18 protein-coding genes are annotated in these 22541 nt (G+C 63.7%); 12 read left to right on the forward strand and 6 right to left on the reverse strand.

Going from position 1 to position 22541, the window contains the following annotated elements; translation table 11 throughout:
- Window positions 1-122 precede the first annotated feature (122 nt).
- The 4 genes from ACQUSY_RS09530 to ACQUSY_RS09545 form a co-directional block, all read right to left on the reverse strand.
- The gene (locus tag ACQUSY_RS09530) at window positions 123-3221 is read right to left on the reverse strand and encodes a type I restriction endonuclease subunit R (RefSeq protein WP_428904246.1); all 3099 of its coding nucleotides are present in this window, start codon (window positions 3219-3221) and stop codon (window positions 123-125) included.
- The gene (locus ACQUSY_RS09535; protein WP_428904247.1) at window positions 3218-4498 is read right to left on the reverse strand and encodes a restriction endonuclease subunit S; all 1281 of its coding nucleotides are present in this window, start codon (window positions 4496-4498) and stop codon (window positions 3218-3220) included. Before ACQUSY_RS09535 ends, ACQUSY_RS09530 begins: the two co-directional genes overlap by 4 nt.
- Window positions 4495-6489 (reverse strand): type I restriction-modification system subunit M, encoded by a 1995-nt coding sequence (locus ACQUSY_RS09540; RefSeq protein WP_428904248.1) that lies wholly within the window; start codon window positions 6487-6489, stop codon window positions 4495-4497. Before ACQUSY_RS09540 ends, ACQUSY_RS09535 begins: the two co-directional genes overlap by 4 nt.
- A gap of 202 nt (window positions 6490-6691) precedes the next feature.
- The gene (locus tag ACQUSY_RS09545; protein WP_428904249.1) at window positions 6692-7456 is read right to left on the reverse strand and encodes an SDR family oxidoreductase; all 765 of its coding nucleotides are present in this window, start codon (window positions 7454-7456) and stop codon (window positions 6692-6694) included.
- A gap of 145 nt (window positions 7457-7601) precedes the next feature.
- Between ACQUSY_RS09545 and ACQUSY_RS09550 the strand changes: the two genes are divergently transcribed.
- Genes ACQUSY_RS09550 through paaI form a run of 4 tightly spaced genes read left to right on the forward strand, consistent with a single transcriptional unit; the run spans window position 7602 to window position 11798 of the window.
- On the forward strand, window positions 7602-8372 hold the full coding sequence (locus ACQUSY_RS09550; protein ID WP_428904250.1) for an enoyl-CoA hydratase/isomerase family protein: 771 nt from the start codon (window positions 7602-7604) through the stop codon (window positions 8370-8372).
- A complete protein-coding gene (locus ACQUSY_RS09555) occupies window positions 8369-9274 on the forward strand; it encodes a 3-hydroxyacyl-CoA dehydrogenase family protein (protein ID WP_428904251.1) in 906 nt (301 codons plus the stop codon). The genes ACQUSY_RS09550 and ACQUSY_RS09555 overlap by 4 nt, the downstream gene beginning before the upstream one ends.
- Window positions 9271-11403, forward strand: a complete 2133-nt coding sequence (gene paaZ / locus ACQUSY_RS09560) for a phenylacetic acid degradation bifunctional protein PaaZ (protein ID WP_428904252.1) — start codon at window positions 9271-9273, stop codon at window positions 11401-11403. Before ACQUSY_RS09555 ends, paaZ begins: the two co-directional genes overlap by 4 nt.
- Window positions 11400-11798 (forward strand): hydroxyphenylacetyl-CoA thioesterase PaaI, encoded by a 399-nt coding sequence (gene paaI, locus ACQUSY_RS09565; RefSeq protein ID WP_428904253.1) that lies wholly within the window; start codon window positions 11400-11402, stop codon window positions 11796-11798. Before paaZ ends, paaI begins: the two co-directional genes overlap by 4 nt.
- Before the next feature lie 200 nt (window positions 11799-11998).
- Here the strand turns inward: paaI and ACQUSY_RS09570 are convergent, their stop codons facing one another.
- On the reverse strand, window positions 11999-12400 hold the full coding sequence (locus tag ACQUSY_RS09570) for an HNH endonuclease (protein WP_428904254.1): 402 nt from the start codon (window positions 12398-12400) through the stop codon (window positions 11999-12001).
- 189 nt (window positions 12401-12589) lie between these two features.
- On the opposite strand from ACQUSY_RS09570, the gene ACQUSY_RS09575 reads away from it, so the two are divergent.
- The 7 genes from ACQUSY_RS09575 (at window position 12590) to ACQUSY_RS09605 (ending at window position 19278) form a co-directional block, all read left to right on the forward strand.
- A complete protein-coding gene (locus ACQUSY_RS09575; RefSeq protein ID WP_428904255.1) occupies window positions 12590-14608 on the forward strand; it encodes a DUF222 domain-containing protein in 2019 nt (672 codons plus the stop codon).
- A gap of 135 nt (window positions 14609-14743) precedes the next feature.
- On the forward strand, window positions 14744-15709 hold the full coding sequence (paaA, locus tag ACQUSY_RS09580; protein ID WP_428904256.1) for a 1,2-phenylacetyl-CoA epoxidase subunit PaaA: 966 nt from the start codon (window positions 14744-14746) through the stop codon (window positions 15707-15709).
- On the forward strand, window positions 15706-16011 hold the full coding sequence (gene paaB, locus ACQUSY_RS09585; RefSeq protein ID WP_428904257.1) for a 1,2-phenylacetyl-CoA epoxidase subunit PaaB: 306 nt from the start codon (window positions 15706-15708) through the stop codon (window positions 16009-16011). The genes paaA and paaB overlap by 4 nt, the downstream gene beginning before the upstream one ends.
- A complete protein-coding gene (gene paaC / locus ACQUSY_RS09590) occupies window positions 16008-16877 on the forward strand; it encodes a 1,2-phenylacetyl-CoA epoxidase subunit PaaC (RefSeq protein WP_428904258.1) in 870 nt (289 codons plus the stop codon). The genes paaB and paaC overlap by 4 nt, the downstream gene beginning before the upstream one ends.
- Window positions 16871-17362 carry a 1,2-phenylacetyl-CoA epoxidase subunit PaaD gene (gene paaD / locus ACQUSY_RS09595; protein ID WP_428904259.1) on the forward strand — a complete coding sequence of 164 codons (492 nt, stop codon included), beginning with the start codon at window positions 16871-16873 and terminating at the stop codon, window positions 17360-17362. Before paaC ends, paaD begins: the two co-directional genes overlap by 7 nt.
- A gap of 1 nt (window position 17363) precedes the next feature.
- A complete protein-coding gene (gene paaE / locus ACQUSY_RS09600) occupies window positions 17364-18500 on the forward strand; it encodes a 1,2-phenylacetyl-CoA epoxidase subunit PaaE (RefSeq protein WP_428904260.1) in 1137 nt (378 codons plus the stop codon).
- A gap of 7 nt (window positions 18501-18507) precedes the next feature.
- The gene (locus ACQUSY_RS09605) at window positions 18508-19278 is read left to right on the forward strand and encodes an enoyl-CoA hydratase/isomerase family protein (protein ID WP_428904261.1); all 771 of its coding nucleotides are present in this window, start codon (window positions 18508-18510) and stop codon (window positions 19276-19278) included.
- A 79-nt stretch (window positions 19279-19357) separates the two neighbouring features.
- Here ACQUSY_RS09605 and ACQUSY_RS09610 read toward each other — a convergent pair whose 3' ends face one another.
- Window positions 19358-20056 carry an IclR family transcriptional regulator gene (locus ACQUSY_RS09610; protein ID WP_428904262.1) on the reverse strand — a complete coding sequence of 233 codons (699 nt, stop codon included), beginning with the start codon at window positions 20054-20056 and terminating at the stop codon, window positions 19358-19360.
- Window positions 20057-20190: 134 nt separating this feature from the next.
- Here ACQUSY_RS09610 and ACQUSY_RS09615 point away from each other — a divergent pair, with 134 nt between their 5' ends.
- On the forward strand, window positions 20191-22065 hold the full coding sequence (locus ACQUSY_RS09615; protein ID WP_428904263.1) for an FAD-binding monooxygenase: 1875 nt from the start codon (window positions 20191-20193) through the stop codon (window positions 22063-22065).
- Window positions 22066-22541: the final 476 nt, after the last annotated feature.

The raw sequence follows: 22541 nt of genomic DNA on the forward strand, positions 1-22541 counted from the left end.
GTTACCCACCCTCAAAATCAAAGACAAGTCGTGTTCGTGGTTCAAGCAATGCCGGTGGACGCCGCAGATTTCATCTGTCGAGCGCGGGGTGCCGGACTGGCCGTCGTGCCCGGCGGCCATGGTCATGAATTCTTGCCCTTCAAGAACTCGTAAAGCATCGCAGGCAGCGCCTTGCTCAGCGCAGTGAACAGGCCGCTGTCGCTTAGCATGTCGTCTACCAGCAACGGGGTCTCGTCCCGCACCTCGATGATGGCTTTCGCGAACGCCTTCGGCAGCGCGGGCGACTCCGCGAACTGCTGCGGAGTGTTCACTTCAGCTTGTTGGGCGAGATCGTAGTCGACGGCCAGCTTGCCCATGATGTGGTTGACGGTAAGGTCGACAGCACCGATTCCGTACTTGTCGCCGAAGCGTTCGTTGAGCTTGCCGATGATCTCCTCGAGGGCACTTCGGTGCTTCTCGTGGATCGCTCCGGAACCGATGGCAGTGATCGGGTCGAGCCCCGGCCCCTGCTCCAGGTTGAGTTTCACGGCCTCACCGGGCGCAATGCTGTATTCGGTGAGTTGCACTTTCGAGATGTCGACCGGCTCCTCGTAGGTCGCTGTCGACAGCTGCGGCAAAATGCGCCGCAGGAAGTAGTGCCGCCGAGGTAGATCGGTGTCTTCGAGGTTCCGCGCCTGCGAGATGAAGTCGTAGAACTTCACGTACTGTCCGGCGTCGCTCTTGAACAGCTTGAGCTCGTCTTGCTCCGCGGTATCCCCGTCGAGCACCGCGTTCACCCAGCGCTTCGAGAAGCGATCGACCGCCGGCGCGGTCGCGGCACTCACCGCACTGTTCGCGTTGACGCCACCGACGAGGGCGGCATCGAACGCCTGCTCGACTTCAGCCATCGTGTAGACGCCAGCGCCGTCGAGCTTCGTGACCAGGTCATAGATCAAGTTCGGATCGGTCGTCGCCGTCAGGGCCGCCTTGCGGTAGTAGCCCTTGAAGGCATCCAAGATCTCGAGCGGCTCGTTTACGAAGTCGAGCACGAACGTCTTGTCCTTGCCCGGGTAGGTGCGATTGAGGCGCGACAGCGTCTGCACGGCCTGAATTCCGCCAAGTTTGCGATCCACGTACATCGCGACGAGCCGTGGCTGGTCGAATCCGGTCTGGAACTTCTCCGCGACTATCATCACGTTGTACGTCGATGGCTTGAACGCTGCCGCGAGGTCGGAGGTCCACAATCCCGGGTTCTGGGTCTTCTCCGTCAAGCCCTCGCCGAGGTCCTCAGGGTCTTCGACCGTGCCTGAGAACGCGACGAGCGCCTTGACGCCTTCGATGTGTGAGTCGGACAGGTACGTGTCGAGGTACTTCTTCCATCGGACGGCCTCCTTGCGGGAGCCGGTGACTACCATCGCTTTCGCTTTGCCGTCCAGCAGTGGTTGCGCGAAAGCCCGGAAGTGATCGACGACGATTTTCGCTTTACGGCTGATGTTCGTCGAATGCAGCCGTACGTACTGCACGAGCGCCTTCACCGCTGTTGACTCGTCGACCTCACCCGGCCCGTCATAGTCAGATCCCGGATGTTGCAGCTGCCAAGCGACCTTGTAAGGCGTGTAGTTCTGTAGCACGTCGAGGATAAAGCTTTCTTCGATTGCCTGCTGCATCGAGTACAGGTCGAAGGGCTCTGGCTTCTCCGCGCCCGCGGGAATCCTGCCAAACAGCTCCAACGTCTTCGCCTTCGGCGTCGCTGTGAACGCGAAGTACGAGATGTTCGATGCGTTGGCGGTGACCTCCATCGCCCATTGCAGATAGGCCTCTGAATCGATCGGGGCCCCTTCTGCCACTGCCGTCTGTTCCTGCGGCGAGAGCACCTTTGTGAGCGCGCCGGCCGTCGAGCCGGTCTGTGAGGAGTGTGCTTCATCGGCGATCACGGCGAATCGGCGACCCTGCAGTTCCGGCTTTGACTGGATGACGGTGATTAGTGCCTCGAACGTTTGGATCGTAACGATCACGATCTGCTTGCCGCCCGACAGCGCGGCCGCGAGCTCGGTCGATTTCGACTCGCCGCTCTCGCGAGTGATCGACTGCACGACGCCGGCGTGCTTCTCAAACTGGCCGATCGCGTCTTGCAGTTGTTTGTCGAGCACGGTGCGGTCGGTGACGACGACGACAGTGTCGAAAACCTTCTCGTTCTGCTCGTCGTGCAGTTGCGACAGCCGGTGCGCGAGCCATGCGATCGAGTTCGTTTTCCCCGAACCTGCGGAGTGCTGCACCAGGTAGCGGTTGCCCGCTCCCTCCGACCGTGCCGCCTCCACCAGTCGGTTGACGGCACGCCATTGGTGGTAGCGGGGGAACAGAATCTTCTCGGTGCGGGTCTTCTTGCCCGTATCGGGATCGACGTCGACCTCGACCTGGAGATGCACGAATGATCCGAGCACCTGCAGCCACGCGTCGCGTTGGAGCAGCTCTTCCCAGAAGTATGAGGATGCTGACCCTGTCGGGTTCAGCGGATTGCCCGCACCCTCGTCATGACCTTTATTGAACGGGAGGAAGCGCGTTCCCGCGCCCGCCAACTTCGTGGTCATGCGCACCTCGTTGTTCGAGACGACGAAGTGCACAAGCGACCGCTTCGCGAACGCGAACAGCGGCTCACCTGCCGGGTTGCGGTCGAACCGGTACTGCTCGACCGCGTTGTTGATCGGCTGGGTGAAGTCGGTCTTCAGCTCGACTGTTGCGACGGGGATGCCGTTGACGAAGAGCACCAGATCGAGTGCTTTGTTCGGATGCTTCGCCGAGTAGTGCACCTGCCGCATGACCCGCACGCGCATCTTCGCGTAGTCCGCGAGCGTGTCGGGGTTGTTCGAGGTCGCTGGTCGGAACTGCGCCATCCGCAACTTCACCGCACCACCGTGCATTGGCACCATCGAGAATCCCTCATGGAGGATACGGATGGTTCCGCCGTTCTTCAGGGGGTCGTTGTCGAGGGCTTTCGCCAGGCGGGTGAGGATACTACGCGCTGCCGTCCCTCGTTGGGCCTCCGTGTCGTCGGAGCGCACCACCTTCGCGAAGTCCATCGGCTGGGAGTCGGCGAGCCAGCCGAACACGTCTTCGGGGAAGAGCGCAAGCTCGCGGTCGTACCCCGCATCGGACGGCGAATACAGCCATCCGTTGACGGCGAGATGTTCGGCGATCTCCGTCTCGAGAACAGATTCCAGATGCGCCCCTGTCACCCCACTCATGACGCCTTCCTTACGTTGATCTTCCCTGTCACCGTCGCCGAGATTAGCGCGGCACGGCGCTCTCGAGACAGCTTGATTGCTTCGCTGGCGAGATTAATGCCCACGTCGAGAGCTCCCGTTACGCGTTCGATCTCGGTCACGATCGCCAGCGTTTCATGCATAGGAGGTACTGGACTCCGAAGGTAGCGAACTACGCTCTGCGCAAGCCCAACGCGCGTCACGCCGGGAGTCCGGCGCAAAAAGTAGTCCTTAACATATGTGGTGTCGAGAAGGTACTTAATGTACTTGCCGCTCCTCATGTCCGCGGGGCGGTATATGCCGAGGTGGTAACCGTAAACCACCCCCGGGAGATCGCGGGAGACATAAGATGAGATCCCAATATCGTCCGAAGACTCGGAGTCCTTGGTGAACGGCACGTCTCCTTCGCGCACCGAAAACTTCTTGATCTGCTCGCGGGTGGCAGTGGCCGCCATGAACCCGACATCCGAGTTTATGGATTCAGAGTAGTAGACGTCTGTGTAGTTACACAGCCGCACCGGTTGCTCGCCGGGGTACGATTTCTTGTCAATCGTGCTTGTTAGCACTCGAGCCAATGTCACAATCGGTTGGACGCCCCAATGAATGGGTATGCGACCCATTCCTTCGACTCCGCTTTCGCGAAGAACGGCGGAGCGGTCCACGCCCCGCAAGATCAACTCGGTGATGGTTGCAGAGCGGCGCTCGGTGAGGAGGGCGATGAGTTCCTCGTTCTTCGCGATGAACGCGTCGATCTGTGCCGTCTCCCGGTCGAGATAGTCCGCAATCGCCCGCTGGTGGTCCACGGGCGGGACAGGCAACGGCAGCTCCGCGAGCGTATCCCAACGGCGAAAGTCAGCTCCACCTTCACGCACTCCTCGCGCGAGCGCCTTCGGGAAGCCTGATGCTGCCTGCAAACGCATCGCATAGGCGGCGTATCGCGGTTCAATCAGATGCGTCGGGAGACAGACCGTGCAAACAGGAGAGATGACTCCGTCCGAGTCGGAGACTCCCACCGACCCACGCATGATGTCAAGGCCGTGGACTACGAAGTCCCCCTTACGAACCCCAATATAGGTCGAGGTATCAGCGGCCTCGTGGTAGCCAACCTTGGCACGGTTGGACCGCAATGTGACCTGGCCGTCGGTATAGGCAGTAACGATATGGGCGCCCTGTGTGGGCGCGCGCTTGACTGGCGTGAACAGACGTTTGAAGGGCAGCTGGGGCAGCTCTGCCGCACCGGGCCAGATGATCGCGGTCACGCTTCGACCACCGTCAACATCGCACGGAGCTCGTCCATGACCTTTTCGAGGTCTCGGTCAATTTCCTGCAGCGGGCGCGGCGGCACGTACTGGTAGAAGTGGCGGGTGAAGAGAATCTCCGCGCCCTCCTTGGTCTTGGCGTGGTCGATCCAGGCGTCCGGCGCGTAGGGCAGCACCTCCCGGGTGACGTACTCGTCCACATCTTCGCCCCACGGAACGTTCTCCGTGTCTCGGAGCGATGCGTCAGGTTCAGGGTTGCCCATACTGTCGGAACACACATCTGCCGTGTCATCCCGCTCGCCGAGTTCGGTGGTGATCGCTTTCAGTAGCGGTGCAGCGAGAGAGAACCCCTCCGCCTTCGCGGCGGCTTTCAGCGCCTTATGGAACTTGGGGCGGTTCCGCCAGATGGGGTGCGGCGTTTCGTCTCGCGGCTCTCGCTCAACGACCGGAGAGGGTGGGGGCGCCAGGCGGCTCAGCGTCGCGCGCAGCGCGGAAGCATCCGCCTCAGTCAGCTTTTGTACTGCCTTCGTGGCAAAGACGGCGTCAACACGCTCGGGGGTCGCCTGCCAGTTGAGCTTCAGCGGGCGTTCCACCGTGATCGTGCGGTAAAGGAAGTCCTCATTGCGGAAGATCTTCGAGTTCGCGCTCTCCTCGAGCCCGGCGTACAGGCCGACGATGGTCTCGATGTCCTTCTCGGAAAGCTCATTGCGCTTCGATCCCAGCCCCTTGCGAAGCTTGGTGAACATCTCCCGGCCGTCGATGAGTTGCACGCGGCCCCTGCGCTCGTCAGTCTTGCGGTTGCTGAGCACCCAGACGTAGGTCGAGATGCCGGTGTTGTAGAACATGTCCTTTGGCAAGCCGATGATCGCCTCGACGAGGTCGTTGTCGAGCAGCCACTTGCGGATGTTCGATTCGCCTCCGCCCGCGCCACCCGAGAACAGCGGCGACCCATTCAACACAATCGCGACGCGCGATCCGCCCTCTTCCTTCTTGCGCATCTTCGACACCAGGTGCAGAAGAAACAGCATGGCACCATCACTGACCGCCGGCGTGCCGGGGCCGAATCGCCCATTAAAGCCGAGCTTGGCGTGCTCGTCGTCGACGTATGTGCGCTGATCCTTCCAGTCCACGCCGAAGGGTGGGTTGGAAAGCCCGTAGTCGAACTTCTTGTCGTCGAAAGCGTCTTCGGTGAGGGTGTCGCCCAGAGCGATGTTGTCGACATCCTGGCCCTTGATGACCATGTCGGCCTTGCAGATCGCGTAAGAGGCGTCGTTGTAGTCCTGCCCGTAGAGGGTGAGCTGAATCCCCGGGTTCATCTTGCGCAGGTACTCATCAGCGACGGAGAGCATGCCACCGGTACCAGCAGTCGGGTCGTAGATGGAGCGAACCACGCCCGACTTCGAGAGCGCATCGTCGTCGAGTGCGAACAACAGCTGCACCATCAGCGCGATCACCTCGCGCGGCGTGTAGTGATCGCCCGCGGTCTCATTCGAGCGCTCGTTCGCCCACCGAATGAGCTCCTCGAACACCTGGCCCATCTGAATGTTACTGACAACCTTCGGGTGGAAGTCCGCCTGCGCGAACTTCTCGGTCACGGCATAGAGTTTGTTCTTCTCGGCCAGCTTGTTGAGCATCTTGTCGAACTCAAAGCGTTCGAAAATGTCGCGCACGTTCTCTGAGAATCCGGCAAGGTAGGCCGAAAGATTCGCCCGAAGATCCTGCGGGTCGGCAACGAGCTTCGCGACGTCGAACGGGCTCGTGTTGTAGAACTGGTGCCCCGCGGCCTCGGTCAGACGGAGGTGCCGCAGCATGTCGGGCATCGATTCCGTGGCCTTCGCGACGTTCAGAACCTTCGACTTGGTCTCCGCGAGCACAGCATCCAGGCGTCGGAGTACTGTGAACGGCAATACTACTGACCCGTATTCCGACGGCTTGAACGGGCCCCGCAGCGACTCGGCAATGTTCCAGATGAAGTTGACGTGATTGACCAACGGCTGTTGCTCCTGACTGCTCGGTGAGGCCCACCGAGCCTCCCTTCTCATCCTGGTATATGAACCGTGAATCACGATGTGCCGCCCGGACGATGCCGCTAACTCAAAAGGGACGGCATGTCATTTCTGGACAGCGGCGAGGCCTCGGTGACGCTGGGATGTTCAGCGTCGCCCCACCTGCTCCACCCGAGTAGCTCACCGGCTACTTACTCAACCCGTCGTGCGCCCCCGCAAGCCACTCTTCGAACGTCACGTCGTCGAGTTTCGCTGATGAGCTCGGCAAGATCGTGCCGTCGCGAAGACCCTTGCCGAAACGGCCAGGCAGGGGCAGGTCGAGCACCCGACGCTTGTCGCCGCGCGCTGCGAGCAGCTCGCGCATGAGGTGGGCAATCTGACGTTCCTCGGGGCCTGCGATCTCGTGCACACCGTGCGCATCATTCGAGGAGTCTTGCGTTGCCGCCTCGGCGAGCCGCACGAGTTCGGCGGCGACTGACGCCGCCGCGATCGGCTGCGAGCGCACCTTTGGAGTCACCACCCACGGGCCGAAGGGCATCGAGACCTGATCGGCGAACTCAAAGAACTGGGTGGCGCGCAGAATCGTCCACGCAATCGCCCCGGCAGTCACCACATCTTCTTGGGCACGCTTGCCCGCGTAGTAGCCAGCATTGACCTGTGCCGCACCGATGATGGAAAGCGCGACGTGATGCCGAACGCCCGCGTCTACTTCTGCCTTGAGCAGGTTCGTCGAAACCCGCTCAAAGAACTCGACGACATTGCCGCGCTCGCCCTTCGACGGCCCGGAGGCATCGATAACGACGTCGACCCCGGCAAGGTTCAGCCCCTCACCACTGACGAGATCAACCCCTTGGGAGCGTGTGAGAACGAGGGTCTCGTGACCCGCTTCACGAGCGACCCGCTCGACATGGCGCCCGACAACTCCGGTTCCGCCCGCAATCGCGATTTTCACACCTTCACCCTACGCAGGCGCAACGATCGATAAAACCCCTGACGTCTAGCTAATAGGCCTGAATGCCGGAGCCCTTCTTCCCCTCGCCTCCCAACCCCGCTACCCTAATTACTGAACGATCGGTCTGTAATTAGGGAGTTCGACGATGACGTCGCAACCGGGGAGTGAGTCGGCCGATGCCGCGCGCTCAGACGTGCTGCTCGTCGAGCGCCACGATGACCGCGTCGTCGCGACCCTCAACCGGCCTGACCAGCGCAACGCCATCAACAAGGCGACCATCGACGCGCTGCACCTGCTCTGCGCGCAGCTTGAGGTGGTTCCGAAGACCCTCATCCTGACCGCAACCGGCGGTAACTTCGCAGGCGGAGCCGACATCGCCGAACTCCGCGACCGCCGCGCAAAAGAAGCCAAAGAGGGCATCAATCTCATGGCGTTCCGCCGCATCCACGCGCTGCCAATGCCGGTGATCGCCGCGCTCGACGGCTACGCGCTCGGCGGGGGAGCCGAACTCGCCTACGCGGCCGACATTCGCATCGCATCCGCCGGGCTCGTGATCGGCAACCCCGAACCGGGGCTCGGTATCGTCGCGGCCGCCGGTGCAACCCTGCGGCTACCGGCCATCGTTGGCCACGCACGCGCCGCCGAAATGTTGCTCACCGGACGCCTGCTCAACGCCGACGAAGCGTTCGCGTGCGGGCTCATCACCGCGATTGTCGACGACCCGTTCGCCGAGGCGCACGCCATCGCCGACCGCATCGCGAAGCTCGAACCCCGCGCCGTGCAGCACACGAAAACGCTGCTGCGCACGCCGCCGGTCGACCAGCCCGAGCTCATCGGCGAACTCCAGGCCGAACTCTTCGAAAGCGACGCCAAAATGCGGCGCATGACCGCCTTCCTCGAGAGGAAAAACCGATGACCACCCCCACCCGTGTTGGCGTGATTGGCGGCGGCCGCATGGGCGCCGGTATCGCGCACGCGTTCCTTCTCGCCGGCAGCCACGTCACCGTCATCGAACGAAACGAAGCGGCCGCCACCGTCGCCCACGAGCGCGTCGAATCGCTGCTCGCCCGCTCCTCCCAACGAGCTGCCCACGCCAGCCACCCCACACACGAATCCGCAGCGCACGTGCCCGTGGATGGTTCCGGAACCACGACAGCAGTCGCCACGGGAGGTCTCGTTGTAGGGGTGGACATTCACACCCTGCGCGAGGTGCAGCTGGTGATCGAAGCCGTGCCCGAATCGCGGGCGCTCAAGGCGGTCGCGCTCGCGCGGGTCAACGATGTTGTTGACCGGGCGGCCGTCATCGCGACGAATACGTCGTCGATCTCGATCGATGATCTCGCCGCGGCCATCGACAACCCACAGCGATTCTTGGGGCTGCACTTCTTCAACCCGGTGCCGTCGTCGGCGCTCGTGGAGATTGTGCGCGGTGCACACACCGGGCCCGAGGTGATCGAGCGCGCGCAGGCGTGGGTGGAGGCGCTCGGCAAGACGTCGATCACCGTCTCGAATGCGCCGGGCTTTGCGTCGAGCCGTCTCGGCGTCGCCCTCGCGTTGGAGGCGATGCGCATGCTCGAGGAGGGTGTCGCGACCGCCGCCGATATCGACACGGCGCTGGAACGCGGCTACCGGCATCCGGTTGGGCCGCTGCGCACCACCGACATCGTCGGACTCGACGTGCGCCTCGACATCGCTGTTGAACTACAGCGTGCGTTTGGCGACCGTTTCGCGCCGCCGGAGATTTTGCGAAGGCTGGTTGCGGAGGGCAATTTGGGCCGCAAAACCGGCCGCGGATTCTACGAATGGAGCACCGAATGACTGCCATCCTGCCGAGTTTTGTGCGTGGCGAGTGGGTGACGCCCGCTGGCGACGGCGGCGTTGACGTGCGTGACGCGTCGACCGGTGAGGTCATCACGCGGGTCTCGAGCGAGGGCATCGACCTCGGTGCCGCGCTCGACTACGCCCGCACGGTCGGGCAGGCGAGCCTGGGCGAGCTGACCTTTCCGCAGCGTGCGATGCTGCTGAAGCAAATGGGTCAGGTGCTCACCGAGCGCAAGGCGGAGCTCTACGAACTCTCCAAGCGTGCTGGCTCGACCGTGCGTGATTCGGGCGCCGACATCGACGGCGGCATCGGCGTGCTGTTCACCTATTCGGGCAAGGGGCGGCGCGAAATGCCGGCCTCGCAGGTCTACCTCGATGGCCCCGTCGAAGTGCTCGCGCGCGACGGCTCCTTCCTCGGCCGCCACGTGTACACGCGCCTGCCGGGCGTCGCCGTGCAGATCAACGCCTTCAACTTTCCGATGTGGGGTGCGCTCGAAAAGTTCGCGCCCGCCTTCCTCGCCGGCGTGCCGAGCGTCATCAAACCAGCCACCCCCACCGCCTACATTGCCGAGGCGTGGGTGCGGATTCTGCTCGACAGCGGGCTCGTTCCCGACGGCACGCTGCAGCTCATCAACGGCAGTATTCCCACCCTTTTCGACAACCTGCGCCTCGGCGATCTCGTCGCCTTCACTGGTTCCGCCTCCACCGCCGACCGCCTGCGCACGCACCCCAGCGTGCAGAACAAGACGGTGCGGTTCACGAGCGAGACCGACTCGATCAACGCCTCGGTGCTCGGCCCCGACGCCGTGCCCGGAACCCCCGAATTCGGCGCCTACGTATCGCAGTGGTTCGTGGAGATTTCGGCGAAGGCGGGGCAGAAGTGCACCGCGATTCGCCGTGCGATTGTGCCTTCGGGCGTCGTCGACGATGTGGTTGCCGCGCTGCGGGCGAAGATTGACCAGCGCATCGTGCTCGGCGACCCGCACGCCGAGGGTGTGACGATGGGTCCGCTCGTTTCTGTCGAGCAGCGCGATGACGTGCTCGCGCAGGTGTCGCGACTGGTTGAGGCTGGCGGCGAGATCGTGATCGGCGACGTTGCGACGCCTTCTGTTGTGAAGCGCGACGGAACCATTGGGCTGGCGCCCGAGGGAGCATTCATTGCACCGCTGGTGCTGCGGTTTGGTGGGTCTGGTGCTGGTTCTGGTGCTGGTGCTGGTGCTGGTGCTGAGCCTGACGCTGTGCACTCGGTTGAGGCGTTTGGGCCGGTGTCGTCCGTGATTGGGTATTCGTCTGCTGCTGAGGCTGCGTCGTTGGTTGCGCGGGGCGGCGGGTCGCTCGTCACGAGTGTTGTGACGCACGACCCGGCCTTCGCCGCAGACTTGCTCACTGGTTCCGCCGCCTATAACGGACGCCTGCTGTTTCTCGACCGCGACGACGCGAAGACGTCGACCGGGCATGGTGCGCCGGTTCCGCATTTGGTGCACGGTGGACCTGGCCGCGCCGGCGGTGGTGAGGAGCTCGGCGGAATCCGCGCGGTGCTCCACCACATGCAGCGCACCGCGATTCAGGGCTCACCCGACATCCTCACCGCGCTCACCGGCGTATGGCACGCGGGCGCCGCAGCCGTGAACGACGGCGTGCACCCGTTCAGAAAGTCGCTCGCCGAATTGCGCATCGGCGACCAGTTTGCGTCACCGTTGCGTGCGGTGTCGCTCGACGACATTGAGACGTTCGCGCACTTCACCGGTGACACGTTCTACGCGCACATGAATGAGGAGGATGCCGCCGCAAACCCGTTCTTCCCCGGACGCGTCGCCCACGGCTACCTGCTCGTTTCGTGGGCAGCCGGACTTTTCGTCGACCCGGACCCGGGCCCGGTGCTCGCCAACTACGGCCTCGAAAACCTCCGTTTCATCACGCCGGTTTCACCCGACGACTCGATTCGCGTCACGCTGACCGCGAAGCAGATTTCGCCCCGCGAGACGGACGAGTACGGCGAAGTGCGGTGGGACGCGGTCATTCACAACCAGAACGACGAGATCGTCGCCCAGTACGACGTGCTGACGCTCGTTGAGAAGCGCGTCGGCGCCGCGAAAGAGGCCGCGAAGGCCGAGCTCGGAGCATGACCAACGCGGAGCGCCTCATGCGCGACGACTACGCCTCGCAAGCCCTCGGCATCGAGATCATCAACGCCGAACCCGGAGACGTCACCCTGCGCATGACGGTGCGGCGCGACATGCTCAATGGCTTCGGCATCACTCACGGTGGCATGATCTTCTCCCTTGCTGACACGGCCTTCGCGTTTGCCTGCAACGAGACCGACACGGCCACCGTAGCTGCGGGCGCCGACATCGCCGTTCTCGCGCCCACGCGTGAGGGCGACACGCTCACCGCTCACGCGAAACGTGTGTCCCGCACCGGCCGCAACGGCATCTACGACATCATCGTGACCAACGAGGTTGGCGACACAATCGCCCTCTTCCGCGGACGCTCCCGCACCACCAACCTGCCCCTCGATTAGCGCGCCCCCTGGTTCCGGCGCCTGTCCCGACCCCTGGAGCGAGCGGAGCGAGGCGAAACGAGCCCTCGCCGTTTCGGTTCGTTCGATGCGTTTCTACTCAGTCGCTTCGCGTCTTCGCTCAACGACTCGTGTGTGGTGGTGGTACGTGCCCGAACCCCCGTTCCGCGAGCCTTCCTTCGGCCCGTACTGACGGTTCCGCTTTACGCAGTATTTTCTTGCGTACTGACCTCGTTATCGTTGGCGAGGAGGGCCCCGAGGATCGTCGCGTGCCGCACGAGAAACGCGCGCTCGTCGAGCTTTTTGCGCCGCAGCCACGAGGTGACCTCGCTGTTGCTTTTGCTGGCGTTGCACGATGCGCACGCCGCAACCACGTTGTCGAGTGTGTAGCGTCCGCCGCGGGAGATGGGCTGCACGCAGTCGCGCTGCAGCGGGATGTCGGTGGCCTGGCAGTAGGCGCAGCCGTTCCAGGCGGTGCGGATGGTGTCCCACTGCTCGGGCGTGAGGTCGTTGTCGACGCGCGCGAGGCGGTTTTGCCGGCGCTTGGCGTATCGCGCACTCATCGCCGCCGATCGCTTCGCGGGAAAATTGCGGCGCGTGGTCATGCGTCTAACGTAGCCCGGGGCGGTGGTGAATCTGGCCGTTGGGCGACGGCGCGAAGCGCCCGAGACGAAACGCTGCGACCATGCGTGCAAGATCGGTTCGTCGCGTCCGCCTCACAAGATTAGAAAGAAGTTACTAACAAGGTCACGCACGCCATTGTTAATGTCGTACGTACATGCGATAATTAAGCCATGACACTCCTCAACGACATCACGGCGCTGATGCCCACCATGTGTGGCCATCATGCCGATGTCGTTGCGCCCACTGGTGACGTGGGTGCGGATGCTTCTGGCACCGCAGTGGGTGGCGGAACCAGTGGCGCAGGTGGCGGCGGAACCATAGGAGCCGCTGGTGCCGCGGGTGCACATGGCGATGAAGCCGGGCGTGCCAGCGGTGCCACCAGCTCGGGAGCACGCTCGGCCGGAGCAGTCGACACCCGTGGTTCCGCGGCTTTCGAATCTGTAGATGTCGCCGCGGTGGCGCGCGAGCTGCAGTCGCAAATGCGTGCGATGAACGACGCCGAAATCGCGGCCGTCATGGTCGAGAGCGGTGCGGTCGAACAGTACGCGGCCCTTGTGCGACAGGTCGCGACCGGTATTGCGTCGGCGCGGTCGAGCCGCGAGTTTGGTCATGGCGGTTTTGCTGCGACACGTGGCCACAATTCCGCGACCTCGTTCGTGCAGTCGATCATGGGTGTCTCGAAGACTGAAGCGGCCAAGCAGGTGCGGGTCGGTGAATCAATCGTTGAGGTCTCTGGTGCTGCGGCGCTGCCTGACAGCGCGACATCCGACGCTGATCGCGCCGCGCAAGCGCAACTCGATGCAGAGTTGCAAGCCGAGACTGAGGCGCGTGCCCTCGATGACGAGGGTGTCGAAGGCTCCGAACCGGTGAAGTGCGTCGAGCAGCCCTGGTATCACCCGCTCACGACGGCCCGATACGCCAACGAGCTGACGGCCGATCAATTTGATGCGATCCGCAAGGGCCTCGGCGAGCCACCCCGCATGCCGCGCGATGCTGACGGCAACCCGCTGCCGGTCATGGTTCGCGCAGACGCCCTGCACGACGGTGAGGCGAGTACTGACACCGCGGCCGGTGGTGGCGTAGAGGGTGCCGATGGCCCCAACGGTGTCGCAGGCGATGGCGCGGCCGACGTCGATGTCGATGTCGACTCCGGCAACGCTGGCGATGAGCTCGTTGAGCACACGCCCACTATTGAAGAGGCCGACGCGTTCGATGCCGCGGCCCGCGAAGCGTGGAGCCTTGCCGCCGAACAACTCGTCGCCGAAGCGCGGGTGCGCAAGGTCAATGACCTTGCTGGGCACGCCCGCTACTTGCGAGACAAGCTTGATCCTGAGGGCGCCCGCCGCCGCTTTGATGAGCGGTATGAGGCTCGGTCGTTCCGAATTACCCAAACCGACAATGGTGCCGTCCGCATCACGTGGGTTCTCGACGACCAGACTGCCCTCATGGTCACGGCTGCGCACGACGCGGCACTCCGACCCCGCCGTGGTGGTCCGCGGTTTGCAGACTCCGCCGAAGCGGAGAAGGCGAAGGCTCTCTCCGACGATCCGCGTACCAACGAGCAACTCGCGAGCGACCTGATGGCCGACATTATTCGGGCTGGCATCCTCGCCGACGCGAGGAGCGTATTCGGAACACGTCAGGCAGGAGTGCGCCTCGTGCAGGTCATCGACGCCGACGGCCACCGGTCTGACGTGGCTCACGCGGAGGATCGCCTCGCAATACTCCCCGGCGCAGTCGCCGAACAGCACCTGTGCAACACCGAAAGCATTCACGCCATCGTTGACACCGACGGAAACCCCCTGAACCTGGGGCGTTCGAAGCGAATGTTCACCCCGGCGCAGAAAATCGCCCTTGCGATTCGTGACGGAGGCTGCCGGTGGACAGATTGCGACCGCCCAGCCTCATATGCCGAGGCTCATCACATCGATCCGTGGAAAGAGGGCGGGAAAACCGACATCGATCGCGGAATCCTGCTCTGCCACTACCATCACCTCCACGCCCATAACAACGGCTGGCGAATAACCCGCGAGGGCAAGGGCGAGTTCATGCTGACCCACCCCGATCATCCGCCGCAGCCGCTCCCTGTTCGAGCCCCACTCAAGTACGCCTGGAGTGACATCACCCTGCCTGAGCCGCGCTTCCGGCCGGTCGGGTCGCGTCCGTCGCGACAACCCGCCGCGGCCTGATTGCTGTACTCACCCTCGCGGCGCCCCCGCGCCCCCGCCGCGCGCTCACTCACCCTCGCGATGCCCCCGCCCTTCCCCAAACACGACACCGCACGTACACTAATTACTGACCGATCGTTCTGTAATTGGGAGTCAATGATGACGACACCAGCACCAACGGCAATCGAAGACCTCGACGAGCAAGCCAACTTCGACGCGCTCATCGCCGCAGAACAGCGCATTGAACCGCGTGACTGGATGCCCGCCGCGTATCGCAAGACACTGATCCGACAGATCTCCCAACACGCACACTCCGAAATCATCGGCATGCAGCCCGAGGGCAACTGGATCACCCGCGCACCCTCACTCAAGCGCAAGGCGATCCTGATGGCGAAGGTCCAAGACGAAGCCGGCCACGGCCTCTACCTCTACTCGGCGGCACAGACGCTCGGCATCACGCGCGACGAAATGACCGAACAACTCATCGAGGGCAAAGCCCGATACTCGTCGATCTTCAACTATCCGACACCCACGTGGGCCGACATGGGGGCGATCGGCTGGCTCGTCGACGGCGCTGCGATCTGCAACCAGGTTCCGCTCTGCCGCGCATCGTACGGACCGTACGGCCGCGCCATGGTGCGCATCTGTAAAGAAGAGTCGTTCCACCAACGACAAGGATTCGAAATCCTCCTGACGCTCATGCAGGGCACCGAAGCCCAGCGCGACATGGCGCAAGACGCAGTCAACCGCTGGTACTGGCCGAGCCTCATGATGTTCGGCCCGCCCGACGACGAATCACCCAACTCCGCGCAGTCCATGCAGTGGAAAATCAAGCGATTCTCCAACGACGAACTCCGCCAACGCTTCATCGGCATGCTCGTGCCGCAGGCCGAAATCCTCGGCATCACCCTGCCCGACCCCGAACTGCGGTGGAGTGGCGACCACTGGCACACGAGCGAGATCGACTGGACCGAATTCCACGAAGTCCTCTCCGGTCGCGGCCCCATGAACGCCACGCGACTCCAGAACCGACGAGCAGCACACGAAGAAGGCGCCTGGGTGCGCGAAGCCGCCGTCGCCTACGCCGCAAAGCAAGCCGCCAAGCAGGAGGCAGCAGCATGACATCGCCCGCGTCCAACAACAAAGACACCTGGCCCCTCTGGGAAGTCTTCGTGCGATCGAACCGCGGCCTCAGCCACGTGCACGCCGGCTCACTCCACGCGCCCGACGCCGAACTCGCCCTCCGCAACGCCCGCGACCTCTACACCCGCCGCAGCGAAGGCACCTCCATCTGGGTGGTGCCGGCCGACGCGATCACCACGAGCGACCCCGACTCCCGCGGCGCCTTCTTCGAGAGTCCCGCCGGCAAAAACTACCGCCACGCCATCTACTACACGGCGTCCGAGGGGGTGCCCCACCTATGACGAGCGCACAGAACGGAACCACAGAGCTGGCTCCCGACGATAGTGAATACCCGCACGGTGCCGTCACCGTTGACCAACTCGACCTCGAAGCAGAACTCACCGGCGATGCCGATGCCATCGCGACCCCCGAGACCGCCGAATACTTGCTCTGGCTCGCCGACGACGCGCTCATCCTCGCGCAACAACTCAGCCGGTGGATCGCCCATGCACCGGAGATCGAAGAAGATGTCGCGCTTGGAAACATCGCCCTCGACCTCCTCGGCCATGCACGATCACTCCTCCGCTACGCGGGATCCGCCAGCGGCCGCACCGAAGACGACCTCGCCTATTTCCGCAACGAACCCGAGTTCCGGTGTAGCTGGATGGTGCAGCAAGACAACGGCGACTTCGCCCACACGATCATCCGCCAACTCGTCATGGCCACCTACATGTTCGCCCTCTACACGCGCCTCGCAGACTCCACCGACACGACACTCGCCGCGATCGCCGCGAAGGCAGTCAAAGAGGTCGAATACCACCGTGACCACGCCGTGCAGTGGACGCTGAGACTCGCCGGCGGCACCGACGAATCCCGCACCCGCACCGAGCGTGCCCTTACCGACCTCTGGCCGTACGTCGGAGAACTCTTCCGTGACGACGAGGCCGTTGCAGCACTCGCCTCCGCGGGCATCGCCGTACTCCCGTCATCGCTCGAAGCCGAGTGCACCCAGATCTTCACGGCAGTCCTCGGCGAAGAACAACTCGAGATTCCGCAGCTCCAGCCGTCCAGTGCCGGTGGCCGCCAGGGTAGCCACTTCTCCGAACTCGGCTATATCCTCGCCGAAATGCAGGTTCTCGCCCGCCAGCACCCGGGGGCAACATGGTGACCACACTCGACCACGCACGTGCCGTTGCCAGCGCTGTTAACGATCCCGAGGTTCCGGTACTCACGATCGCCGACCTCGGCGTGCTCCGTGACGTGACGCTCAACACAGAAACCGACACCGTCACCGTCACGATCACCCCCACCTACTCGGGCTGCCCCGCGATGGAGACGATCCGCGACGACCTCCACCTCGCACTCGAAGAAGCAGGCTTCACAAACGTCATCATCAACTTCACGCTCACACCCGCGTGGACGACCGACTGGATGACCGCAGAAGGCAAACAAAAACTCACCGCCTACGGCATCGCCCCGCCCACCGGCAAAGCGGCCGTCAAGGGCCCGATCCCACTGACCCTCGCCGTAAAATGCCCACGCTGCTCGTCTCTGCACACGCGCGAACTCTCCCGCTTCGGGTCGACGTCGTGCAAGTCACTGTGGCAATGCGACGACTGCCTCGAACCCTTCGACCACTTCAAGAATCACTGACATGGCAACCGACGAAACAGCCGCCACACTCCTGCAAACTGCAGACGGAGGCGCCCCCGCCCGCCGCCGCGCCCGGTTCCACGCGCTCGAAGTTGCCGAGGTGCGTCCGCTGACGGAGAGCTCCGTCGAGGTGACGTTCGTGGTTCCGGAACCATTGGCTGACGAATACGACTACTTGCCGGGGCAATATGTCGCGTTACGCGCGCACTTCGAGGGCAAAGAGGTGCGGCGCTCCTATTCGCTGTGTCGTCCGCCGACACCCGGCAGCCTCTCCGTCGGCATCAAACGCGACGACGGCGGCGTCTTCTCCACGTGGGCGCAGACCGAACTGCGCCCCGGCGACACGATCGACGTGATGAGCCCACAAGGCATGTTCACGTCCACCCTCGCCGACGTTGACGGCACCCACGTTGTGGGAGTTGCCGCTGGTTCCGGCATCACTCCCCTCATGGCGCTCGCAACCGCCATGCTCAAGCGATCAGCGACGTCGCGATTCACCCTCATCTACACGAACCGATCTGCCCACGACATCATGTTTTTGCAGGAGATCGGCGACCTCAAAGACCGGTACCCTACGCGTTTCGTCGTGCACCACATCCTGTCGCGCGAGCAGCGGGGCGCTGAACTGCTGTCGGGCCGCGTCGATGCCGAGAAGTTCCACGCGATCGTCGACCGACTCGTGCTGCCGGAGACCGTGGACGAATGGTTCCTGTGCGGCCCGCTCGAACTCGTCTCGATGTGCCGCGCCGTGCTCACTGAGATCGGTATCGCGCGCGAACATATCCGCCACGAACTCTTCACCACCAACGCTGATCGCGGCCCCGCCCGCCCCGTCATCACGCGCACCGACGAGCCCACGATCACGATCGACTTCACCCTCGACGGACAGCGCGCGACGGTCGCCTCGCCGGTCAGCGCGCGTGAGGCAATTCTCGACGCGGCGATGCGCGTGCGGCCCGACGTTCCGTATGCGTGTGCGGGAGGGGTCTGCGGAACCTGTCGTGCGCTGCTGAGGGAGGGTGCCGTCACGATGACGGAGAACTATGCGCTCGAGCCCGCCGAACTCGAGCGCGGATACGTGCTGACCTGCCAATCCCACCCGACGACCGATCGCGTCGTCGTCGACTACGACGTGTGAGGTTCTCATGATCGAGCTGACCATTGCTGACCGAGTGGCCACGGTGGTGCTGAACGCCCCCGACAAACTCAACGCCCTGAACGAGGAGGCGCTCGCGGAGCTGAATGACGCGTATGACGAGGCGCAGGGTGCCGGCGTACGCGCTCTCGTGTTGCGGGGTGAAGGTCGGGCGTTCTGCGCCGGCCGCGACATCGCGGGCGTCGACCCGCGCGACGACGACGTCTCCGGATACCTCGGCGAATTGGTCACACCGCTGCTTCGCAAGATGTCGTCGTTTCCAGCCCCAACCTTCGCGATGGCTCACGGCGCGTGCCTCGGCGTCGGACTCGGACTATTGATCGCGACCGACGTCGTATACGTCGACGAGAACGCCAAGATCGGCTCCCCCTTCGCCAACCTCGGCGCGACCCTCGACTCGGGTGGTCACGCCCTCTTCTTCGAGCGCCTCGGAGCACACAAGACGCTCGACCTCATCTACACGGGGCGACTCATGACGGGTGCAGAAGCCGTGCAGTCCGGGCTCTTCTCCCAAGTGTTCCCGGCAGGGGAGGCGCTCGCGGCAGTCGAAGCCGCTGCCGCCCGCGCCGCCACCGGAGCCACCCACGCCTTCGTCGCCTCGAAGAACCTCATCGCCCAACTGCGTGACGAACGCCTCGGTCTCTGGGAATCTGTCGCCGACGAGAACGCCGCCCAGGCAGCCCTCTGCGACACCGACGACTACCGCGAAGGCTTCGCCGCGTTCCAGGAGAAGCGCAAGCCCACCTTCCGCGGCAACTGACGGCACTGCGCAACGCAACCACTGGTTCCGCTGACAGAATCATCGACGGTAGCGGGTCTCACTGGCGAGGCCGACTGAGTCACTGCCCCATTTCGGCGCGAATCACAGCGGCCGACGCCGTAAGGCGGGCGCCAACCGCGGGTGCATCGGCATCTTTACCGACGTAAATCACCGAGATCGCCGCCGGACGCTGCCCCCGCAACGCGAGCGGAACCGCAATCGCCTTCACCGTCGGAATCACCTCATCGTGACTCACGGCGTAGCCCGATCGATGCACCGCATGCACTTCGTCACGCAGCTCATCGGAGATATCCGCGGGCCAATCCGACTCTGGCATCGCCGCCAGAATCGCCTTACCCGTCGCTCCCAACCGCACCGAGTGCCGCGCACCCGGATGCTGGGCCACCGAAGCGATCGAATGACGCGGAGTCACCGTCGCGATCGTCACCGCCTCGTCCTGATCGAGCACGCCCAAGAAGCACGTCATACCCAGTTCATTCGCGATCGCGGTGAGCTCGGGCAGGGCCTGAGACTGCAGATCGCGCGCGACGCCGGCGGCCAACGCGGCCATGCGCGGCGCCAGTTCGATCACACCGTTGGCGTCGCGCGTGACGAGACCATGCTCTTCGAGCGTGCGCAACAGGCGGTACGCGATGGACCGGTGCACGTCGAGTTCGCGCGCGATATCGGCGATCACGAGCGGCTCCCGCGCCGCCGCGAGGATCTCCAAAATGCGAATACCGCGGCTCAACGTCTGTGATGCCGGCGCCTCAGCCATGCCACTCCCACTTGTCGTATACGAAACGCTCACGTACGATGCTTGTGTTCACTATACGAACGTCGCGTTCGATAATAGAACACCGGAACTCTCAAGACAAGACTCAGCGCCGTTGCTGAATAAGGGATGACACGATGCAGTTTCACCACCACGGCTACGTCTCAGGCGAGCCCCGAGTTCTCCCCGCCGAGGGCACCGGCCTCAATCGCCCAACCGAGCTCCCCGACGAGACCGACGTGCTCATCGTTGGTTCCGGCCCCGCAGGCATGCTGCTTGCCGCGCAGCTTTCGCGGTACCCGAGCGTCACCACGCGAATCATCGAGCGTCGCCCTGGCCGCCTCGCGATCGGCCAGGCTGACGGCATTCAGGCGCGCAGCGTCGAGACGTTCCAGGCATTCGGCTTCGCGGAGCGCATCATTGCCGAGGCGTTCCAGCTCTCCGCGATGAACTTCTGGTCACCAGACCCCAACAACCACGGCAACATCATCCGCACGGCGATCGCCGAAGATGACCCGCACGGCATCAGCGAGTTTCCGCACCTCATCGTCAACCAGGCGCGCGTGCTCGACTACTTCGCTGAGTTCGCCGAGAACGGCCCGGCGCGCATCCAGCCCGACTACGGCTACGAGTTCATCACACTCACGGTGGGCGAGGGGGAGTACCCCGTCACCGTGACGCTCAAGCACACCGACGGTGAGAAGGCCGGCCAAGAACAGATCATCAAGGCGAAGTACGTCGTCGGCTGCGATGGTGCCCGCAGCACCGTGCGCGAGTCGATCGGCCGCAAGCTCGTCGGCGACCAGGCGTTCCACGCGTGGGGCGTCATGGACGTGCTCGCCAACACTGACTTTCCTGATATCCGCACCAAGTGCGCGATCCAGTCGACCCACGGCTCCATTCTTCTGATCCCCCGCGAGGGCGGGTTCCTGTTCCGCATGTACGTCGACCTCGGTGAGGTCGCGGCCGACAACAACGGCGAAGTGCGCAAAACCACGATCGAGCAGATCATCGCGAAGGCGAACGAGATTCTGCACCCCTACACGGTCGACGTGAAAGATGTGCCGTGGCACAGCGTCTACGAGGTCGGCCACCGCGTCACCGACAAGTTTGACGACGTCAACGACGAGACCACGACGCCCCGCGTCTTCATCGCAGGCGACGCGTGCCACACCCACTCCGCGAAGGCGGGGCAGGGCATGAACGTCTCGATGCAAGACGGCTTCAACCTCGGATGGAAGCTCGGCCAAGTGCTCGAAGGCCGCAGCCCCGAGTCGCTGCTGGCAACTTACTCGGGTGAGCGTCAGGTCATCGCGCAGAACCTCATCGACTTCGACAAGGAGTGGTCGACGCTCATGGCGAAGAAGCCTGAGGAGTTTGAAAACCCCGACGACCTCGCCGAGTTCTACACCACGACCGCCGAGTTCCCGGCTGGCTTCATGACCCAGTACGAGCCGTCGATGATCACGTCGGGCGCCGCGCAGCAGGATCTTGCGACGGGCTTCCCGCTCGGTAAGCGCTTCAAATCGGTGATGACCACCCGCGTCGCCGACGCCAACCCCATTCACATTGGGCACCACCACCGCGCCGACGGACGCTGGCGGGTATACGCCTTCGCCGACGGAACCACGGGGCAGTCGCCGAAGCTGGATGCGTGGGCAGAGTGGATGAACACCGCACCCGAGTCGCCGATCGCGCGCTTCACGCCGGCGGGCGCAGACAAGGATGCCGTCTTCGACGTCAAGGTTGTCTACCCCACCCGCCATGAAGATGTGGATCTCACCGTGGTTCCGCGCCTCTTCTTCCCGCAGGTCGGTCCGTTCCAGCTCGACGACCACGAGAAGGTCTACGCCGTCTCGCCCGACGCCGACATCTTCGCAGAGCGTGGCATCGACCGCGGCGGGGTCGTCGTCGTGGTGCGCCCTGACCACTACGTCGCGCACATCCTTCCGCTGGATGCTGCCACCACGGAGCTGGCGGACTTCTTTGCCGGTCTCATGATCGACCAGTAGGTCGGGATGAAAGCGTGCGGCGCCCGGGGAGGAGACCCGCCGGGCGCCGCATTCTTATATCCGTTTCGCGGATATTCATCACCTGTCCGGGACTTTTCTCTGGCTCGACCGCGGTGAGCGGTATTGCGACACGCCCGAGGTTTGAGCCGGATTTGCCCGACCCCCGGAACCTGCGTAAGTTATTACCTGTTCGCCCCACAGGGTAGAGCGAAAGGCCGGAAGGCCTGGCTCCCCTCAAGCGGAGAACCACCTCCCAAACACTCTTCACACCGAAGAAATTCGGTTCAGGTTTTGTGTTGGGAACATCTTATTTCACTGAGATTGTCGAATTGACAAACGACGTGAAACACATAAGATAGAGAAGTTGCCCTTTGGCAGGCCAGTGATGGTTTGGTGGGGGAGCATCCGATCCTTGAGAACTCAACAGCGTGCACTTGTCAAATGCCAAATTATCCTCGTCTAGCTTCGGCTGGGTG

Source organism: Microbacterium daqui, from assembly GCF_050408675.1.
GTDB lineage: Bacteria > Actinomycetota > Actinomycetes > Actinomycetales > Microbacteriaceae > Microbacterium.